The 21,183-nt window shown below is 43.3% G+C and carries 8 protein-coding genes and 1 pseudogene; all 9 read right to left on the reverse strand.

Features of this window, described 5'->3' with window-relative positions:
• Positions 1 to 75: 75 nt before the first annotated feature.
• Positions 76 to 3,142 (reverse strand): annotated as a pseudogene (locus tag I2I13_RS09435) (two-component regulator propeller domain-containing protein); the annotation flags it as partial.
• Positions 3,143 to 3,359: 217 nt separating this feature from the next.
• Positions 3,360 to 5,066 (reverse strand): sialate O-acetylesterase, encoded by a 1,707-nt coding sequence (locus I2I13_RS24475; protein WP_229128603.1) that lies wholly within the window; start codon positions 5,064 to 5,066, stop codon positions 3,360 to 3,362.
• A 14-nt stretch (positions 5,067 to 5,080) separates the two neighbouring features.
• Positions 5,081 to 6,811, reverse strand: coding sequence for a RagB/SusD family nutrient uptake outer membrane protein (locus tag I2I13_RS09445; RefSeq protein WP_195649318.1), 1,731 nt, complete (start codon positions 6,809 to 6,811; stop codon positions 5,081 to 5,083).
• 15 nt (positions 6,812 to 6,826) lie between these two features.
• Positions 6,827 to 9,991, reverse strand: a complete 3,165-nt coding sequence (locus tag I2I13_RS09450) for a SusC/RagA family TonB-linked outer membrane protein (RefSeq protein WP_195649319.1) — start codon at positions 9,989 to 9,991, stop codon at positions 6,827 to 6,829.
• A gap of 46 nt (positions 9,992 to 10,037) precedes the next feature.
• Positions 10,038 to 11,720: a fasciclin domain-containing protein gene (locus I2I13_RS09455; RefSeq protein ID WP_195649320.1), complete on the reverse strand. Its 1,683-nt coding sequence runs from the start codon at positions 11,718 to 11,720 to the stop codon at positions 10,038 to 10,040.
• Between the two features lie 44 nt (positions 11,721 to 11,764).
• Positions 11,765 to 13,564, reverse strand: coding sequence for a fasciclin domain-containing protein (locus I2I13_RS09460; RefSeq protein ID WP_195649321.1), 1,800 nt, complete (start codon positions 13,562 to 13,564; stop codon positions 11,765 to 11,767).
• A gap of 24 nt (positions 13,565 to 13,588) precedes the next feature.
• Positions 13,589 to 15,205: a RagB/SusD family nutrient uptake outer membrane protein gene (locus I2I13_RS09465; RefSeq protein ID WP_195649322.1), complete on the reverse strand. Its 1,617-nt coding sequence runs from the start codon at positions 15,203 to 15,205 to the stop codon at positions 13,589 to 13,591.
• An 11-nt stretch (positions 15,206 to 15,216) separates the two neighbouring features.
• Positions 15,217 to 18,543, reverse strand: coding sequence for a TonB-dependent receptor (locus I2I13_RS09470; protein WP_195649323.1), 3,327 nt, complete (start codon positions 18,541 to 18,543; stop codon positions 15,217 to 15,219).
• Between the two features lie 36 nt (positions 18,544 to 18,579).
• Positions 18,580 to 21,000 carry a fasciclin domain-containing protein gene (locus tag I2I13_RS09475; protein ID WP_195649324.1) on the reverse strand — a complete coding sequence of 807 codons (2,421 nt, stop codon included), beginning with the start codon at positions 20,998 to 21,000 and terminating at the stop codon, positions 18,580 to 18,582.
• Between the last annotated feature and the right edge of the window lie 183 nt (positions 21,001 to 21,183).

Below are 21,183 nucleotides of genomic sequence, written 5' to 3' on the forward strand. Positions count from 1 at the left end.
AAGGCTAAAAGCTGGGTGGGATGAAAAATATTTATCAAAACTTTTACAGGATAATGATTTTTAATGCGTCTGCCCTGTTACCTTATCCAAGTTGCCTTTATCAATAAACATTTTATAGGAAGGAACAGAAGGATTAAATTGAAAATCCATCTTCTTCTGTTCGGCTATATCGCCGAAGCTAAGGAATATTTCATAGAGAAATGAGATCACATCTGTTTCCTCCAACGACAAGGCGAGTTTATTATTCTGCATTTTGCGAAATTCCAATAACTGATTAATCAACCTCAACATACGCTGTGTACTCTTATCCATCGTTTTCAGCGGATGAACCAGTTCTTTCGGAATATCACCGATACGCTGTATCCGTTCCAGTGCACCTTGAATCAATGTTAGCGGGGTGCGGAACTCATGAGAGATATTGGTAAAGAAAACCAGTTTATATTCGGTCAACTGCTTCTCTACACTGATTCGATTGCGTAAACGGTTGAAATTGCGAACTACACGATACGTAAAATAAAGAGCTACCATAGCCAACAAAGCATAGCAAAGGAAAGCCCATCCCGTTTTCCAGAAAGGCGGCTTGATAACGATAGTCAGAGTCGTCTCTTTATCACTCCAAATGCCCGCCTCATTGCAGGATTTTACATGCAGGATATAAGTACCGGAATTCAGATATTTGTAAGAAGCAAAATTAAGTGAGGAAGGAGCACTCCATTCCTTGTCATAGTTTTCAAGCCAATACATATACTTGGCCTGTCCGCTATCGGAATAATCAAAGGTAGAGAAGTCTATCAGGAAAGAATTCTGAAAATACTTCAGTTCCATTTCGCTGGAGTAAGCCAACGAATAAGTCAGCGGAGAATCCGTTCCACCGGGAATCACCTGAATACCATTCACATATAAATCAGTAAATACTACCGGAGAGAAAGATTCATTGCTCTTTATTTGTTTGGGATCAATGACGGTCAATCCGTAGTTCGTGCCGAACAACAATTTCCCGTCTGCTCCTACATAAGCACAGTTTTCACTGTATACATTGCTCAATGTATAAGAAGAAAAGAAATAATTATCGAACGAACGGATATCAGGATCAAATTTGGAAATCCCGTATTCGGTCGCAATCCAAAGTTTTCCCTCCTTGTCTTCCAAAATGGATTGTACAACATTGTTAACCAACCCCTCTTTAACGCCATAGTGTTCATACTTCAGGACATTGTAATTATCTTCCGGCTGGCAGAGATTAAGTCCCATACCCGAAGTACCTGTCCAAATCCGTCCTTTACTATCCTGAAAGATGCATCTAATTTCATTGCTGCAAAACTTGCCGTTCGTATGGCTGAACCAATGATAATTTTCAGGATCGGCTATCAAAGAATCAGGATGGAAGATGCAGATTCCCTCACTGGTTCCCATCCAGATCATTCCATTCCTGTCTTCCTGGAACACACGAACCATCTGCACGCCATACCTTCCCTGAAAGAAATGCTGAAACTTATATTTACCATTGGGAGTAGTTTCAGCCAAATCAAGTCCGCCGCCAAATGTTCCGATCCACATACGGTCTTTGGCGTCTCGGCAAATAGCGAAGATATTATTATTGGATAAGGTGGCAAGATCTAGTTTGTCATGCCTGTACCAATCATTTCCTATTTTCAACCCTTCACCACGAGTCCCCATCCACAGTTTCCCATCAGCGTCTTTCTCGACAGCATAGATATTCGACTGAAAATAGGTCTTGTTCATCTTCTGATTGAAATGTGTATCATACGAGCCCTCCTTTACGAGTGGTAATACCAATATCTCCATTCGGCATTTCCCCTATCGTACGTATAGCATTGGAACGGTCGAATAATTCCGGATTTTCCGGATAAATGCGGGAAGTCCCCTCATTCAGTACCGAAATACGGGCTACTCCCGAGTATTCCGAGCTTACCCAAATTCCTCCTGCCCTATCCTCCATGACAAATAGAAGAAAGTCGGAATTGATATAACTATTTTCTGTAATGCCGGCGGCAAAATGTTCCAACTTGTCCTCTGCAGTGTTATAAGCAAATAGACCGTTTCCGTAAGTCGAGATCCAGATGATTCCCCTTGAATCATGGACGATATGATAACGTTCAAAGTCAATATGGTCGAGCTTCTCTTCAGGAATCAGTTGAAAAGATTTAGTCTCACCCGTAGCGGCAAGCATATAATGAACACGTCCGGTATGATTATAAATCCAGTAATCCCCGTGATTGTCACGAATAACTTCTCCTTTCTTTATATTCAGGTGAGGATCGGGAGTCAGTGTATAAGTTATGAGGTCATAATTATAGACCCCTGCGGTGGTAAGTATCACCCATTTGTCTTTTATGCGAAAGTCATCGGTAAGAGACGTTTTTCCTGCAACAGAAGAGATTGCCGCCTGTTTTACCAGTTCCCGGGCTTCTTCCTGATAAGAATAAATATCGCCGTTCTCTGTGAGGAAATAAACAGTATTTCCGTTAGCCAGCAAAGAGACAAAATGCAGGGAGCGATTTACAATCTTTACTTCGCCATTAACTACTAATGCCAGTCCGCGTTTGGTTCCTATCCAAATACGTCCATTCTCATCTTCACGTACAAAGTTCACCCGGTTATCCGGCAAATTGCCGGCTTCTGTTTTGAATACGGTAGAAGTCAGCGTACCATTTTCCTGATGAACCACCCGTCGGGAACCATTGTCCGGATGCCAAAGCCAAACATCACCACCAGAAGCCAAAAAGAGTTTTGAATAATTCCGATCCTGTTCCTCCGGTTCCATATAATTCACGAAACAGGCTTTCCGCAAATCATAACAGCTATACAACCGGACAGTAGTCCCCATCCAAAGAAAGCCATGCTTATCTTCGGTGATATTAAAAATCCGGTTATCTGCCAGTGACGGCTTTCCATCATTTCCCGGCTGAAAAGTTAGAAACGAATTACCATCATAACGGCTTAACCCGTTCAATGTTCCCAGCCACAAAAAGCCTTTACTATCCTGATACATGTACCGGACAGAGTTACTGGGCAGGCCATCACTTGTTTTCATTTGGTGGGATCGCAATTCGATACTAGCATATGTATCAAGAGCGGAGACTATGAACAAAATAAAAGCGAACAGGAATCTTTGTTTTATCATAGATTTCAAGATTAATAATAAATTGTCTAACAAAAATAGCGAAGAATTTTGGAATAATAAAATTAGTCCGAACCGGAAATAAAACGAATCCACGCTTCATCCAGTCCAGACTTTACATAATTATCAAACAATCTAAAAACCTCTATATTTACCTATTCCGGCATATTCAAAGAATACCGGTATATTCAAGTGGGGCATATTCTTTACAATTCATTTATAGGGTTTCCAACCAATTTTCCAAATCTCTCATCATTTCGGCACGCTGTGCAAATGGTCTTTTATTATATCCCCATCCATGCTTACCATTAGCATAGATATGTATTTCCGAAGGTATTTTCTGTGCTATCAGTGCCTTGTGATAATTCACAGAATGAACAGGCTTCACACTTTGGTCATCACCGGACAGCGCAATGAAAGCACAGGGAGTCTTTTTATTTACCTGCCATTCATTACTATATTTCTTTACCAACTTTGAATTTGGATTCTCTCCCAACAGATGCTTTTTCGAACCTTGATGAACATTCCGACCACCCATTGTAATCACCGGATAAAAAAGAATCTGAAAAGCCGGACGTAATTTAGCAGGAGCATGAGTAGCAACAGTAGAAGCCAAATGTCCACCAGCCGATGATCCCATTATCCCGACACTGTCCGGAAGAATATTCCACTCCTTCGCATGTTCTTTTATGTAGCGCATTGCCTCATAAGCATCCGAAACCGGAACTTCGGGATTACCGTTTGGCATCCGGTATTTCAGTACGACTGCCGCTATACTCCTTTTATTGAAATATAAAGCCCAGTCATATCCTTCATTTTTCATAGCTAAATGGTCATACCCGCCTCCGGGACAAATCAGAATAGCTTTAACCGGCTTCTCCGAAGCAGGAAGAAATACCCTGACAGACGGTTTATAATTATGCTTTTTATCGTCGTATCCTTCCGGTTCCTTGCCATTCGAATTAGGCAATCCCTTCTCCCATAAATCAATATCAAATGGTGATTGCATAGAGGTTACATTCACAGAAGAGGCTTGTATCATTGTATCATACATCTGCTTACCCAAATATTCGGCAGATGTCTTATCGAAATGAAGACGATCTTTCAACAAAGTAGCTTTCGACATATCTATTAAATAAGCATTCTTATCTTCCGAAGCCAGTCGCTTCATCGCTGCTTCCACTTCTGCATTATAGCGTTTGTTCGACTTGGCGACAGAACCGAAAATGAAAGGCAATTCTGAATAGTCTTCACCTGTTTTACGGGTGAGATGGTCACGTACATAGCTCACTACATTTTTCAGATTTTCATAATAATCCGGTCCATAGGCCGAATCACTTTCTCCCTGATGCCACAGAAAAGCGTCTATATGATAACCTTCCGGCAAATGTGACAGTGTTTTTGAAACGCTATTACTTATTTGTTGAGCGAATGAAAGAAGTAACGATTTTCCCTTTTTCGCTGTAGGAGTATTTTGTGCCAACCATTCCGGTGTCGCAGACCAATACCCACCACGGGAATCTGTATTCTCCGACGTTATTGATGTGCCACCTACCGCCCATTTTATTACATAGAACTCTTTCTGATATAACTGTTCCAACAGGTAATAAGTGACAGCATCATAGCCCCAACGGTTACGACGAGGCCAAAAGGGAACAAACTTCCCATCCACACGATTCTGTGAAATTTTACAATATTTATAAGCTCCTTTTGCAAAACCGGTACTATCTATTCCCATACTCTTGATATATTCCGGCAAATCCGCAACAGGCACCCGTCCGTCAGTATTCGACTGTCCGGCTACAATAATGACATGAGCGGGTTCCTGTGCACGTGTTGACGGACATAAAATTCCCAATATCAACAGACAAAAACAATGCCTCATCACTTTGCATACATACAAGTCCTTTAAAACAGTTTTCATCCTTCTTCCTATTATTACTTTGATACATTTAGATACCATTTATCCTCCGACGAGAGATCCGGCATTGTCAATCCCGAACGTTCATATTTTTTGCCGATCACCTTTTTCAGGTATTCACTGCCGGAGCCTGCCTTTTCTTTATTCATGCGTCTTGCCACACGGACAAGATCTCCCCAGCGATGACCCTCGAACGCACATTCCAATGCGACCTCTTCGATCAACATCTTTTCCATACACTGTACCTCTGTCTCGTCTTGTTGTGGTTCTAGTGGTTTCGCTTTCAACGAAACACGTCCCCGTATCCCGTTAAATTCCCGCCAGGGAGCACGATGATAAGGTGCATCCATCGAACGCGCATCGAAATAGAAGGGCGCTGGATAAGGTTCACCGGGACCGTAGCCTGTCTGCCTGTTCTGGTCGCCGTACTCGTCTCCCCATGTATATGTATTCTTGAAACCTTCATTCAGAATGGAATAGGCCAAATCCGTATATCCACAACGGTTGGCTGCCTCTGCGTAACGTAACAGAACCAATGCTGCACGATTCAAGAACCAGCGTCCACGCTTCATATAAGGCTTGGCCGGATCATAGTCGTACAGATATTTCTGCACTACACACTGGCCGTCCACCCATTTGAAGGAAGAGTCTTCCCCACGTCCGTCAAACGGTGCTCCATTGGTTTGTCTCTGGGAAGCCCACAGACTTTCGACTGCATAATCCGAGGGTTTCAATTGATATTTTCCCTTTCCCTGATTGGCAAACAGTTCAATCATTGGATAATAAGGCTCAAATTTTTCATCATAACTAATAGTCCAGATCAATTCACTCCATAAAGCCGACTTGTCTGCCTGAAAGGAAAACATATTCAACCATGTATTTTTATAGCTGTTTATATCCCCTTCCATATAGCGCTCATAGAAGACTTGAAAATAGGTATCGCCACCTGTGGAGTAAGTCCCGCAGCGATATCTTACACTATTAGCCGTTGCCGATTTATCTTCATCGGTTGCCAGGAATTTACGGTACTGCACAGCTGCTTCTCTATAATTATTGTTCCACAGATACAAATCACCCAACAGGATACGCTTATTAATAAAGAAACGCTTCAAGTCATACGTGTCAAGCTTATACTGTACCAGCGCACTGTTCTTGTAATCATCCAGTGTAGGAAGATTCTCCATACATTCTATCAATAACGGTAGCAGTTCATCCAGTCCTATTTTGGTCTGATGTTCCAACTTCTGCGCATCCTCTACTGATACGGTAGGAGTGGTCACATACACAAGTTTACCGAAATACATACCCACTTGCAAATAAGTCCAGCAACGGATAGCGGCAACGTCCGAATAGCGCTCCGCATATTCATCCTGCGTCATCCGGTTGTTGGCCAACATCTCGTCGAAACCGGCGAGCATATCATTACAGTTCTGAATGACAGCATAATAATTCGTCAGGTCGGCATATTTATTGTTGGCAGAAGGAGTATTGGCACTAATTTCCTGCAATTCAATGGACGCATTATTCGTAACGTCCATCAGGTCGGCACGCAATTCTCCCAGTACAACAGTCTGTTCCGCCAGGTTCATAAACAACCCATATAAACCCAAGATGGCATTATCCGCATCAGGGATTGTGTTATAGTGGTTCTTATATTCAACGACAGATTCAAGTTCCGTATCCACACAAGCTGTGAATGTGCTTATCAGCACTCCACAAAGCATGATTATATTTCTGATTGATTTCATAGTCCGTACTCCTTTTTATAATCCTAGTTTTAATCCCACATAAAATGTACGCGCCTGTGGCGTCATAAAAGCATCGATGCCATAACCCAACGGGTTAGTGCTGGCACTGAATTCAGGATCGTACCCTTTATATTTCGTCCAGGTGCAAATATTCTCCGCTACTGCATAAACCTGTATACCTGTAATGAGCCCCTTCTTTATAGGCACATCATACGCCACCGTCAGATTCTTGAATTTCAGATAAGAACCGTCTTCAATCCAGCGGTCGGAAAAACGGGCATTTCCCATCGGATCACCGTAAGTCACTTTAGGCATACTGGTCACCTGTCCTTCCGCTCTCCAACGGTTTAGGACTGCCTGCGTCTGATTTTCCAATCCTGACATAGATTCCAAAGTCCGGCGGGTATAATTATAGACATCATTTCCCAGAGAATAAGTAAACCGGGCCGAGAAAGTGAAATTCTTCCACAGGATACGCGTATTTAATCCTCCGTAAATATCCGGGTTAGGATCACCAATTACTGTCATATCTTCTTCATTGATATATTTGTCACCATTCATGTTCACAAACCGTACATCACCGGCTCCGAACGGTACGTCTGCCAAACCGGAACGTACCTGCAGTCCGTCTGCCTCTGCATCTTCCGTAGTGGCGTATATGCCATTCGTTTTATAGCCATAGAATACTCCCATAGGTCTTCCTACTTCCGTAAGGATAGTTCCGTCGGCAATATCCGTCAGATAGCTGTTTCCTTTCAGTTCGGTTATTTTGTTTTTATAATGCGATACGGTTGCTCCCAAATCCCATTTTAACGAAGGCAGGTTGAGTACGCGGGCATTGATTGCCACATCAACGCCTGTGTTTCTCATCTCCCCGCTGTTATCTATATAAGTAGAAAAACCGGAATAAGAAGTTATAGGTGAATAAGCAATCATATCCTTAATGGTGGAACGGTAGACGTCCACACTCAATGACAGACGTTCATTCATCACAGCCACATCCACACCGGCATTCAGACGAGCCATCCGTTCCGGTTTCAGATTCTTGTTTACCAGATTTCCCCGTACCAGTCCGTAATTACCCAGCAGATTCTGTGAGGAATAATAACGGCGGGCTGCATAATTGCCAATATCATCATTACCGGACATAGAATATCCGCCACGGACCTTCAGTAAATCCACCCAGGATAATTGGCGCATAAAGTTCTCCGACGATACCATCCAGGCTGCCGACAACGCCGGGAAGACCTGGAACTGTCCTATATCTTCTCCATAACGGGAAGAAGCGTCAGCCGAAAGGGTTGCATTCACAAAATATCTGTTTTTCAATGAATAAGCCACATTTCCATAGAATGAAAGCCAGTTCCACGTTCCAATGGAACCACCCATCTGACGAAGGTCGTTCAAGCCATACTGTAACGAGCGGAATCTGTCACTAGTTGAATTATACGATTTGCCCCAGTCATCCTCACTCCGGTTATTGAAATAACGCATCCCTAAGGTAGCATCCAACTGGTGCTCTACACCCAACTTAAACAGATAGTTGGCACGGGTTTCGTCAAACAAGGAAAATATGCGTTCCGTACGATACTGCATCTGATTGGTCACTTCGGATGTAGCGACATCCTCATAAGGAATTCCCTCCTCCGGACGGAAAATACGCTCTTTCTCCTTATTCAGGCGGAGTCCGAAACGGGTGCTCAATGTCAGTTCTTTCCAGATTTTATATTTAAGATGTATATTGGCGAAGAATCCGTAGCTGATATTCTCCTGCAGCATATTATCTACAATGGCAGTCGGATTTGACATACCGAAAAGATCCACTTCTTCATAATTCGGAGATAGCTGATCCTGTTCGTTATAAGTAAAACTCGCCATAAAGGGAGATTTGACCAATGAAGCATAAACCGGATTCTGCGGACTGACACTTCCTTCCTGCATCAGGTTCTTCTTGCCATACACAAAATTCATATTGGTCTGTACCGTAAACTTCGGTGAGAAGTTTATATCCGTATTGATACGGGCCGAGAAACGGGAGAAGTCAGTACCTTCCACCAGTCCTTCGTTTTGCAAATATCCCAATGACAAAGCATAGAGTGCAACATCATCACCACCCATCACACCAATGGAGTAATTCTGTTTGAATCCTTGTACAAACAATTGATCCTGCCAGTCCGTATTCTTGTTATAACGGTAGTAATCGGCGTTTCCCTCGTATCCCCAAGAATGTTGTTCGGGCTTCGTATCATTGATAAACGGAAGTTTCTGTATGTCACCGGCAGAATATCCCCGGCTCTGATATACATCCATCAGATAACGTTTCGACTGCACGGCATCCAACATTGGAATACTGCTCGGTTTTAAGTTCATACCGGTCGTTATCTGTGCGGTAATTCGTGTTTCGGCATCCTTGGCACGCTTCGTCTCAATAACAATGGCACCATTACTTCCTTTTACCCCATACAACGTAGCCGCATCCTTCAGGACAGTGATCCGTTCAATATCCTTCACATCAATCGTACTCATCGGAGTAGACAGATAGCCGTCTATCAGAGATACCCCTGCCGAAAGATTTTCCACTACCATTCCGTCAATAATCAGCAATGGCTGGTTGTTGGTGTAGATAGAGTTGAATCCTCCTATAAACATATTTGCGCCGGCATTTTCCATACCCGAACGGAATAAAGTATTCAGTCCCGGCACTGTTCCCTGAAGCAACGCTTCCGGACTGGTGGCCGGACTCAAGGAGTTATCCCCGTTCAACTGGGTCAGAGCCGTTGTCATCTGACTACCCGCCATATCACCCAGCGGGGTCAACACATCTTCAAACAGACTCTTATGCGTTTCATCATACAAACGCACCGTTATCTCTTTCTCACCACGCAAGGGAATCCGTTTCTGCTGGTATCCGGGACTTGAAACCAGTAGTTCCACCTCATAAGAAGGAATCCGGATTGAAAACTTACCGGACTCATCCGTCATAGCCGTACTAAGGCCCGGCACTGCGACACGTACACCATTCAACGGACTGCCCGTAGCCGCATCTACAATAGTACCCGATGCCCTTTCCTTATACTCTATCCGCTTCTTCACTTTCAGTGTACGCACTTTCTTGTTGAACTTCTGTGCATTCCCGGATAAAGCAAATACACAAGCTATCAGAAGAAATATATATTTCATTTTATTATTCATAGCATTATCTTTCCTTTAGTCGTTTCACTTCTCGTTACTCTCCATCCGCTATGCGGGGAACAAACTTGATGTAATCAAGAAACATCATTCCACCACGTTGACTCGCTTTGGAATATTCATGGCAACCGGCAGTGTTACAAACCATCACCTGCACCTTTCCCATCCGCGGCACTTCAAAGTCATAAGCATCGGCCTCCTCTACCGGTGTAGTAGGAATCATATAAGAGCCCAGATTATACTTACGGAGATGTACCGGCGTGTTTTTATACATTTCATCACCTGCTATCGAATATCCTACAAAACCACATTCCTTTCCCCAATAATTATTATCTATGGAAGAAGTACTCCCCGACGGACGACGTAACACCGGATCGCCCGGCATAGAAGCCAGTAACTTCTGACAAACCGCGAGTGTAGTGGCCTCATCCGCTTCTTCATTCTGTCTGATATGGTTCTCCATATCATCATACGACCCCAGATATACATCATAAATCACTGAATTCAAGTTGACCGCATATTGAAGATAGAAGTTGGCATCAGTATTCATATTACTTGTATTAAAAGTGAAGGAATACTCCGCCCCGGTGACAGGGTCTGTCTGATAACTTCTTGAAGAAACCATCACATCCTTCCCACCGCTTGCCCATGTGCGGAGACGGGTATAAGTTTTGGAAGCAGCATAAGTGTCCAGATAATCTTCTGCTTCTACAACTACTGTCTTTACTTTATTTTCCTTTATTTTAATATCAACCCCGTTCAAGAAACGTATCGTTCCGTTGGAAGCCTGATATTCCCTGACTCCGCCCAGTTCAAAAGATACCGCCTTGGAGAAATCAACTTCTACGCCACTCAAAGCTGTTGTCGTTCCCGGTTTGAAAACCAAATCCCGGATCAGTTCATCCGTCACCAAAGAATCTGTGAGCTCTTCACTACTCTGATTCATATATTTGGCATATTTTTCTTTCAGGCTCTGGAAATTCACCTGCCTCAACAAAACAAAAGTATAGGCAGAATCCTCGTCGTTAACCGGCATCTCCTCAAAGAAGTAATTGCGTGTCGTCCAAATCGTATCATATACCGGCTGTCCTTTTTCATTCACTCCCTTTTGTATACTCCTGTCCTTATCCATTATTTTCGTAGTCTTAGCATACAAGCTGTCCAGTTGTTCATACTCTTCGGGATACAATGCGCGCAAATACTGCAAATATTCATCAATATTCATCAATGGTTCCATTACCTTATCTACCACATGGAGCATTCCGTTACTACAAAGTACATCCGAATGTTCCGGCTCAAAGGTTAACTCATTCATTATCCTGTTTTTCCCGTTAATCATCTTCAAATGATTGCCCGGTTGTAAAAGCTCCGTCAGGTTGAAAGTGCCGAAAGCAATATGGTTTCTGACCATCAGCAGTTTAGCCTCTTCATTCCATTCATCTTCTGTCAGGCTTTTCACATACTCGGCAAAAGCCTCGTCTGCAGGTGCAAGAATCGTATATTCATAAGCTCCCTGCAATACCTTGTCATAACCTGTTTCCTGCAACAAAGTATAAAAGCCTGAAAGTTCTCCATTCGCTTTGACAGCCTCCAGCACACTTCCTTCGAGAGTAGGTATATCTACCGCCACATAATTGTCCCACTGGTTATTGCAAGCTGCAACCAGTGTTGCAACTACCAATACCAATGCCCATCGTATTTTATTGAATTTTCGTTTCATGATTTTTCGTTTATCGATTATTTAGATTCCACATCCTTCTGTTCTCATTCATACGGCCATACTTCCTCTTTGCCCGGAGAGTATTCACCGATTTCCATTCCTGTCAAATCAAGCATAGGCCAAACCTGATCTTCAGTTGTAGGAATAAACTGAATCATATCCAGCATTATACCAACAGAATCGTCTTTCTCCAAATCAAACCGTAACACATGACGTCCACTCGAGAATACCTTTATAACTCCCAATAAATTACTGTTCATATAGACATGCGGATAATAGGTATACTGTTTCCATCCGTAATTAGTCTCCATCGCAGCATGATCTACCATCCTGACTCCGCGCTCGTCCGTCTTTTCCTTACCGTCTGCACCTTTCACATAAGAAATGGCAGAAACTCGTTTTACAGTTACAATCTTATCCAGGATTTGATCTTCCTGCCCTTCCTGTTTGAAAGTAGTTTTAAGAGTCGGGCCATTTTTATTGGCATCCGTATGACGATAGCACAACCACACTTTATACGTTCCTTCAATCAGTAAGGGAAGTGTAAACTCAACTGCTGTAATCAAATCACTCTTTCTCATACGGAAAGTCAGATAATCCCCATTGACACATTGCATTTGCTGATTTAATGTAGGTTTATTCTTATCCAGCACCTGGGCAACCGTATAGGTGATGGCAGCAGTACTACTTCCGCGCCCGTATTCTATCTTAATATCCTGGGTCAACTGGCCTTTCTCAAATTTCTTTGTCTCTTTGAGATAAGAAGCCGATGCCTTGATTTCCGGTAAAGTACACACATCGAAGTTTACCCGGTAAGGTGCCCTTTCTTTGATTTCCAACATACCATCTACTTCCTGCAATACACCATCCGCACAAGTCCGGTCTGCATATTCGCTATCCCGTATCAACTCTATTCCCGGTTCGTATCCGGCTACACTGTTGAACCTGTTCAATACAATCTTTTGTCCGTCCATGATACAGGCAATCACCTGATTCTCGACCTTTGTCATTACGGCCGAACTACTCATCAGGTCCACTACATACTGGCGACCGGTTCCAATATGATAAGTGAGGAAGTTTTGAACTAATGTTTCGCTATCATTTATACCCGGAGTATTCTTCTTCAGACGTGTTATCAACTCGTTCTTATTATGAATACCTTCATTATTGAATGTTTCATTACTCTGCACATAGACCGTATAACAAGTATCAGTTGTCATCACCGAATTGAGATAGTTCTCATACTCGGCAAACAAATCTATAAAAAGCGAGTAACGTTCCATCGGCAAGGCAGCCACCTGTTCACGCAATGTCAGTTCCGGCCTTTCCAATACGGCATCTACAATGTGCAGAATACCGTTACCTAAAACCACATCTTTCGTCAACAGACGTGCATTACGGTCTACTTCCACATATATGGTTCCGTTTTCATCACTTTTGGTTTGCGTAGTGAGATAATAGTCGCGTATATTGGCTGTCGGCATCTTTCCGTCCTGAAAGCGCGACGAGGTAATCGTATCATTGATTACATGATAACCTACACACTCGTTCGCTTCTTCTTTGGAAAGCTGTTCTATATCTATTCTGTTTTCTTCCAGGTATTTCCGCACGGCATTATCCGTCGGCACCATACAAGTATAAGCACCATAGGCATGCAACATCCCGCGATAGTCGGACTTATCGACAATCTTGAGGAACTCGCCCAAATGGTCGGCCATATATTCATCGAGCATCTGCTGCTCGGTGGTCTGATATACGGTTCCATCAAGGGGATCATCGCAGGCATTCAGAAAACAGAGCATTAACAAACTCACAATCAGGTTCAATCCTATTTTGTTTTTCATATTCATATAGATTCCTCCCATTGATTAGTTAGCATAAAATTCATTTTGTTCCAGCAAAGGATTAGCATCTATTTCTTCACTGTAAATAGGTAAATAATGACTGTGATAATTGCGATACTTGGCCTTCAAGCTGTTAACTTTGCTGGCCGGAGCGCTATATTCTGCCAATGTCATCAGGTAATTGAGATTCTCACCGTCATAATTGTTACGTTTTGCCTGACGCAACACATCAAACCAACGTTTTCCTTCAAATATCAACTCCCGTCCGCGTTCTGCCAACACAAATTCTTCCATAGCCTTTCCACTATACGAACCTTCCGTTTGCCCGATGTCCGTGGTAGCCACTGCGGTAGAGCGATCTCTTATCACTTTCACCGCCGCATACGCTTCTTTCAGTAATTCCTGATTATCACTGTCCAGAATAGCCATTTGGGTCAGCGCTTCCGCTTTCATCAAGTAGATTTCAGCAAGGCGGTAAATAATAAAGTTATTGGTATATTCTTCCTGCGCACGTTCCGAACCGTTCGGTTCCACACCGATATATTTCCAAAGGCAGGACTTACTTTGAGAAATCACACTACGGATATCAAAACATTCGCCACTATAAGCCTCATCCGCCAACGGTGGAAAAATATCAGAGTTCACACGTTCGGTTTTTACTCCGATAACCCCTCTACCCGAACTCATTAAGCCATAAAAAGGGTTCAGGTTATCAGTAGCGAATTGCAATTCAAAGATACTTTCCATTGAGTTTCCTTGATAATAAATTTGTTGGAACAGGGAATAATAAGAAGACTGGTCAGGAGCATAATATATATCCGTCGTGCCTTCTTCCGTATTTTCCACCTCTATCTTCCGGCTTTCCACAGGAACCAACAATAATTGTCCCGAACCGATAATCTCATCGCATTTACGGTTGCATTTTTCATATTCTTCCTGCCACAGATAAATATCAGCCAACAATGCTTTTACAGCCCACATTGTCATGCGCCCTTTGTTCTGTGCAACGTCCGTAGAACTGTATTGTCCCGGTAAATAGTTACCTGTTTCCACCATTTCCAGGTCTGCGACCAAGCCTGACAAAATCTCTTTCTCACTACTCTTGGCTACACTCATTTGCTGGGAACCGTTCACATAGGCTTCCCGTATAAACGGTACGTCACCAAACGTTCTTACCAAATAAAAGTACATCAGACTGCGGATGGCAATAGCCTGTCCTTCATATTCTTTCAGTTGTGCTTCTGAAAAAGTAGGATCATTGGCTTGGGCGGTAGGAGCAAACTTCAATATGGTATTACAAATATTAATAGTCTGATAAAAAGAAGCCCAATCCAAATACGTGTTATCTATGGAGATTTCACCATTAAAGACACTTACTATGCTGGAATTCGTTCTTCTTCCGGTAGTAATCATATCCGCACGCCATTCACCATAGAGAAAAAGGCGTTGTACCAGTTCATTGGCTGTCATAGACAGGTAGGCTCCATTCACTACCGAACGGACATCTTCTTTCGTTTTCCAGAATTCATCCAACGGTACACCATCGTTAGGCATCAGATTCAACCAGTCCGAACAGGAAGTCGTTGTCATCCCTTGCAAGGCCAGCAAGCCAATCATTATATATTTCGTTATTTTCTTCATGATCTTCAGTTTTAAAAAGTAACACTCATACCTAATGTAGCAGTAAAAGAACGAGGGATACGGGAGTTATCCTCACCCATTTTAAACGCCCCTCCGGTCAATGCTATTTCCGGGTCCATGCCAGAATAATTCGTCCAGACATACAGGTTGCTCAATGTAGTCCATATCTGACAACTCTGCAAGAAAGTATTCTTCAACTGTTTCTTATCGAAGGTGTACTTCACTGTCAACGTTTTGAAGCGCAGGAAAGAACCATCTTCCACAAAGCGGTCGGAGCCCAAATAGTTGTAGGCATTCTTCGAACCGTACACTGCTCTCGGCAACAAATCGGTCGGTGCCGTCGTTTCATCCTCATACGGATGCCTCCAACGACGAAGTACAGCCTTACTCTGATTATTATATGATGCCATATTTTGCAGGCTCATTCCCATTTTGTTGATAACTTTGTTTCCATAACGGAAATTAAAGAACGCGCTTACGCTGACACTTTTATAGCGGATGTTAGGCCCAAAACCACCCGTCAGTATCGGGTTGGCATTCCCTAAATAAACAACGTCCTGATAGTCGATATTACCATCGTGATTGATGTCTTCATAGATCGCATCTCCCGCCTTGAACTGATAGTCGATGGTAGGATAAGCAAAACGCATCTGCACCGGCGTCCGTTTGCCACTCGCATCGTACGAATAAATCTTGTTGCCATTTGCGTCACGGGCAATCGTTTGGTCATCATTCAGATAAACTCCCTTGTAACGGAATCCATAAATCGCACCTATCGGCTGTCCCAACTCAAATCGGCGGACATACTGGCCGTTGGTTGTCAACACACCTTTCTGCATCGGATATTGGTCGGGCACATCAAGAATAGAGTTGATATTACGAGCCAGGTTGATGTTGAAAGAAATATTCCATGCCTTCGAACGATATGGAACCGTATTGATCGAAAGCTCGAATCCCTTGTTCTCCATGGAACCGGAGTTGACATCTGCCTTGGTGAAACCGGTGGTAGAAGGCAAGGACAGGTTTTGGAAGTATTGATCTTTCGAACGTTTTTGATACACTTCCACATCGATATTCAAGCGATTCTTGAAAGCCGCAAAGTTCATACCGAAGTTCACCTGTGTTGTTGTCTGCCATTTCAGATTACTCAATTCAAGATTGGCGGGATAAACACCCGTTTCACCCAAATAGGAGTATTCATAAGAGTCGTAAAGACTGATATGCGTATAGTTATTATTTGTTTTCGGTGACGAGCCGTTCAGACCATAACTGGCACGAAGACTAAGTTCATTCAACCATTTCTTCCACGGTTTCATAAACGGTTCACCGGAAAGCCTCCACCGCAAGGAAACGCTCGGGAACAAACCCCAGCGATTTTCTTTTCCAAACCGGGAGTTACCGTCATAACGGGCGGTCGTATTGACAATATAACGGTCGAGCAGACTGTATTGAATACTCCCCATCATACCGACAGAACGTTCCTGCTGAAGGGTAGTGGAAGAAGTCAGATAGCTGGCACCGGTCACACGTGAAGGGATAGAAGGGTCTTTCAGATAGGGACTTGCCAAGTTACCGCCTGTCAGGCGGAAGTTAGTCGAACGCTTGTCGGAAGTAGTCAGCGCAAGCAATCCCTGAAAGCTATGTTTCTTGCCAAGATCAGGTGTAAATATCACTTTGTTCATCGTATAGATCGTGAAGGCTTCGCCGTCGCGGTCGTCGGCACGGTTCACCGTTGCTTCATTCCAGGGACGTCCCGTAGCCGTTTGCGGCAAGAAAGCATTCTTCTTATTATTGGATACGTTCAGACTGAAGTCTGACTGATAACGCATCCATGTCAACGGACGCCAAATCAATGAAAGATTGGATACCACATTATTGGATAACGTCTGGAAATAACCATCTTTCGCCATTGCCACAGGATTGTAAACACCTCCCGAAGAACTGCCCGGATTCCATTTTCCCTGCGGGGATTCCTCCGGAGTAAAGAAATTGCCAGTCCATAATCCTATCTCGTTATATTCGTACACACTCATGTTCGGCATACGCGTGAAAGCCATACTCGTAGCATTCTGCCCGGTAGAAAAATAAGAGATATAGTTTTTCCGGTCGTCAGTACGTGTATATGCCATACTGGCGGAGAATTTAAGCTGCTTCGAGATATTGTAATCCACATTCAGACGGGCGTTGATACGGTCTAATCCGGTTCCTATGACCACACTATTGGCATTATAGTAACCGATAGAAGCACGATACTGTGCCTTGTCTCCACCACCACTGATAGAAGCCGTATGATCCTGGCTGAATCCCGTACGGGTTACCTCGTCATACCAATTGGTATTGGCTCCATAATTATAAAAATAATAAGGCTGATTGACATCATAAGCAAATTCAGGATCGGCTGTCGGGTCATAAATCTTTCCACTGTTCATCAATGCTTCCTGTATCAATGTCGTATATTCATCTCCCGAAAGAGTCTCAATGCCATGAGGACGGCTGATTACCGTACCTTTAAATGTATAGGAGATACGGGGTTTGCTCACTGTTCCCCGCTTGGTAGTAATCATCAATACACCGTTGGCGGCTTTCGCACCATAAAGGGCGGTGGCTGCCGCATCTTTCAACACAGTGATTTCCTTAATATCGTCCGGAGCCACATTCAACAACTGGGAATATTCTTCCTCATCTGCCGTTGCAAAATCAAAATCGTCATCCACAGATACGTCATAGGGAAACCCGTCTACTACAATCAACGGTTGTGAAGAACCTGTCATAGAAGTCGTACCACGGATTCGAATCGACATCCCCGCTCCCGGATCACCCGAACTAGCGGCAATATCCATACCGGCAATACGTCCCTGCAAAGCATCTTCCACACTGGGCGCAGTCATTCCGTCTTCCAAGTCACTCATAGAGATGCGGCTCATGGCTGTTGTCAAATCACGTTCGCTAACATCCATCATACCGTTGTTCACTCGTTTATTTCCAACGATAGTGGCACCTTCGAGCATCACTGTCTCATCCTGCATAACAATATTAATCGTCATTTTTCCTTTTACAGGGATAGTTGCCTTCTTCATACCTATATACGTAGCCACCAGATTATCTCCGGCACGCGTCTCCACACGCATACTATAATTACCGTCCATATCGGTAACTGCATTTCCTACCACACGTCCATCCTTGTTAACCAGCAATACATTCGCTCCCGGGAGAGGCAGCTTGTCAATAGCTGCTGTCACTACACCCCGAATCACCACCTTTGTTTGTTGGGCGGATGAAAGTGCAGGCATACAACACAGTACTGTCAGAAGGATGAACTGATATACATATCTTCTCATTATCATTGTGTTTAATTAGGTAAATATTAGATTCAATTATTCTTTGGGATGTGTTGTAAACCCAATGATACCATCCACGGCATGTATCACAGACAAGGGGCCTACATAGTTACTCTTACCAGATTCGCGTACAACATTGACCGGTGCATATCCCTCCACCTGAAGCCAGTCGTTTTTGGTTATATCCCGAAAACGGAAAGTCAAACTATTGTCTGCCTGTTTGGATACGACCACCGCAGTGGTGACCGACCATAAATCCAGCTCGCTATCCGTCAGTTTGTAGACAGTATTCAATGCAAGGCTTTCATTCTTTCCCGGTTCTATATAAGGCATTCCATCATCCGGCACTACTGTTCCGGTAAGGAAACAAAGTTGTATGAAACGTTCTACCATCGATTTGTCTTCCGATTCAAAAGCATCACTGCCGCTGGGTAAAGCGGGAAGAAGATCCGAACCCACTGCATTTTGTATCGCTTCGTCCGTAGGAATCAGAACTGTATAATTAGTACTTTCTCTGATAAAAGAAGGAGAAGTTCCTCCATAGACTCTATCCATATATTGCTTGAATAAACGGCAGTCACTATTCTCCTGTGCGTACATGGTGATACGGTCGTAAAGTTTAGGAACGGTAAATGCAGCCGTACCACCGCTGTTGCGCGGACTGTATTCGATCATTGTTCCGTTTGTAATACGGAAAACATGCCCATTGATATAGTCAAAATCGACTTCTTCCACCTCTACTTCCGTACCGTCAAGGATGTTGCCCAAACCTTGCAGCTTGTTATCCCTGAAGCGTATCATATCTCCATAGATATTTACCGCATAGCCATATCCATCGTAAGAAAGTTGGGGGAATCCGGCAAAATCATCCAGTTCCGTCAACCCCTTCGTACGTTTAAAGACGCACGAACGGAGCAGCCTTTTCATACGGTCTTCCGCATCGGAAGAAGCAGTCAGATTATCATTCAGAAATTTATTATTCACTTCGTCATAAGAGAATCCGTCCGCTTTCAGCAATTCGTCCGAGGGAAGTACCATGATATAATCTACTTCTTTATCTCCCGTCAACTTACTTTTGGTCATCTCCGGTATCCAATCGTTGATAAAAAACTTCTCGTAGGCTATATTCGCCAAGTTACGACAGTCTTTATTCAGCAGGATTTCGGAATAAACAGTGGTGAAGTATTTACTCTGCACGATTTCTTTCGTATCATACAGTACACCGTTGCTGGCAAAGCTGCTCTTTGTTACACAAGCATCAAAATCCGGCCCGTCTTTTCCTTCACCATTCAGATATTCTTCATTGGAGTTCTGTTCCGAGGCAAAGTGCGAAGGCCATACAATACGCGGCACCATATGGGCTTTCAGAAAATAGGTCAATGCGGTCAGTGAAAGTTCTGACAAGTCGCCCACCTCGGCACGCTCGCATAACATTTCCGCAAACCGTTGCACAGACTTGTTGGAAGGAACAAGCAGGGTATATCCATGTTGTTCCGTCGTACCGCTTTCCGTACCTTTATAATCTTCATTATTTAATAAGTAAGGTAAGTTTTGATAAGTCTTGCAATAAACTGCAGAGATATTACGGTCCGGATAAAGTTTTTTATAAACTTCGGTTGTATTTTCACCTAACAAGTAAGAGACAAACAGATAGGAATTTCCTACTTTCGTTTCTAAAATCTTACGGAAGGATTCATGCTCGTCTCTTCTCAACATTTCATCCAGGTTATCCAACGGCAAATTAACCGCATCCACCTCGTGGATAATTCCATTTTCGGCATACATATCCTTATTCGATACGCTTCCGGCAGCAGCATTCAATCCTGAATAAGCAGCATCCGGAAAGAATTTCTCATAATCGGTTGCAGTCAACAGATTACCCGTAAAATAAGAATCGGTAAAAATGGGTAAAAACTTATAAGGAGTAACAACAGCCGTCACATCGGCAGGACTGTCTACCACCCACTGTTCCACTCCGTCGATAGTCTCTTTATAAAGTGTCTTATAATAAGAGGAGCGTTTTTTGATAGAAGTCCCGGTTTCCCAAACACCACTGTTCAAGACATCTCCCAGGCGGGCAGTCTCGAAGCGGTTGAATACCATCGAATAAGCGACAACTTGTGTCAGCACATCCACGGGAACTTCATCAACAGAAGTATAATTGTGTTCGGAAAGGAATTTACGGAAAGCATCATCGTTCGGGGCAAATACAGTATAATTACCGGCTCCTTTGAGGATGGAGCTATACAACGTCTTATCCGCCGCATGCAAATACATGGAGAAATTACCTTTCCCTGCCAATACTTCATAAATAGGTGGTTCCAACCACGAAGGACGTTCATACTGTTCCTCCGTATCGGTACAACCTGCCAGCAATAGCAACATCAACATGACCAGGCCGCAAGTTTCCAACTGGCTGAAACGTTTCTTGCATAAACCAAATAACGTGTGTATCATAGTCTTAAAATTAAAATAGAATTATCAACAAGATTTTATTATACGGCAAAGATAGGACTGCACACCCCTGCCGGGAATGGACATTCGTACTTTTGTATGGACTATCAATGTACCCCATCCTGAAGGGATTCTAACTGCGAATATCTAATAAGGATGGACTTTTTATGTGATTCATGGACATTC

It is taken from the genome of Bacteroides sp. D55t1_190419_B8, from assembly GCF_015558905.1.
GTDB lineage: Bacteria > Bacteroidota > Bacteroidia > Bacteroidales > Bacteroidaceae > Bacteroides > Bacteroides vicugnae.

Coding starts and splice junctions, on each gene's coding strand:
- I2I13_RS24475 (WP_229128603.1), bottom strand. CDS start 5,066: ATGAAAACTGTTTTAAAGGACTTGTATGTATGCAAAGTGATGAGGCAT.
- I2I13_RS09445 (WP_195649318.1), bottom strand. CDS start 6,811: ATGAAATCAATCAGAAATATAATCATGCTTTGTGGAGTGCTGATAAGC.
- I2I13_RS09450 (WP_195649319.1), bottom strand. CDS start 9,991: ATGAAATATATATTTCTTCTGATAGCTTGTGTATTTGCTTTATCCGGG.
- I2I13_RS09455 (WP_195649320.1), bottom strand. CDS start 11,720: ATGAAACGAAAATTCAATAAAATACGATGGGCATTGGTATTGGTAGTT.
- I2I13_RS09460 (WP_195649321.1), bottom strand. CDS start 13,564: ATGAAAAACAAAATAGGATTGAACCTGATTGTGAGTTTGTTAATGCTC.
- I2I13_RS09465 (WP_195649322.1), bottom strand. CDS start 15,205: ATGAAGAAAATAACGAAATATATAATGATTGGCTTGCTGGCCTTGCAA.
- I2I13_RS09470 (WP_195649323.1), bottom strand. CDS start 18,543: ATGAGAAGATATGTATATCAGTTCATCCTTCTGACAGTACTGTGTTGT.
- I2I13_RS09475 (WP_195649324.1), bottom strand. CDS start 21,000: ATGATACACACGTTATTTGGTTTATGCAAGAAACGTTTCAGCCAGTTG.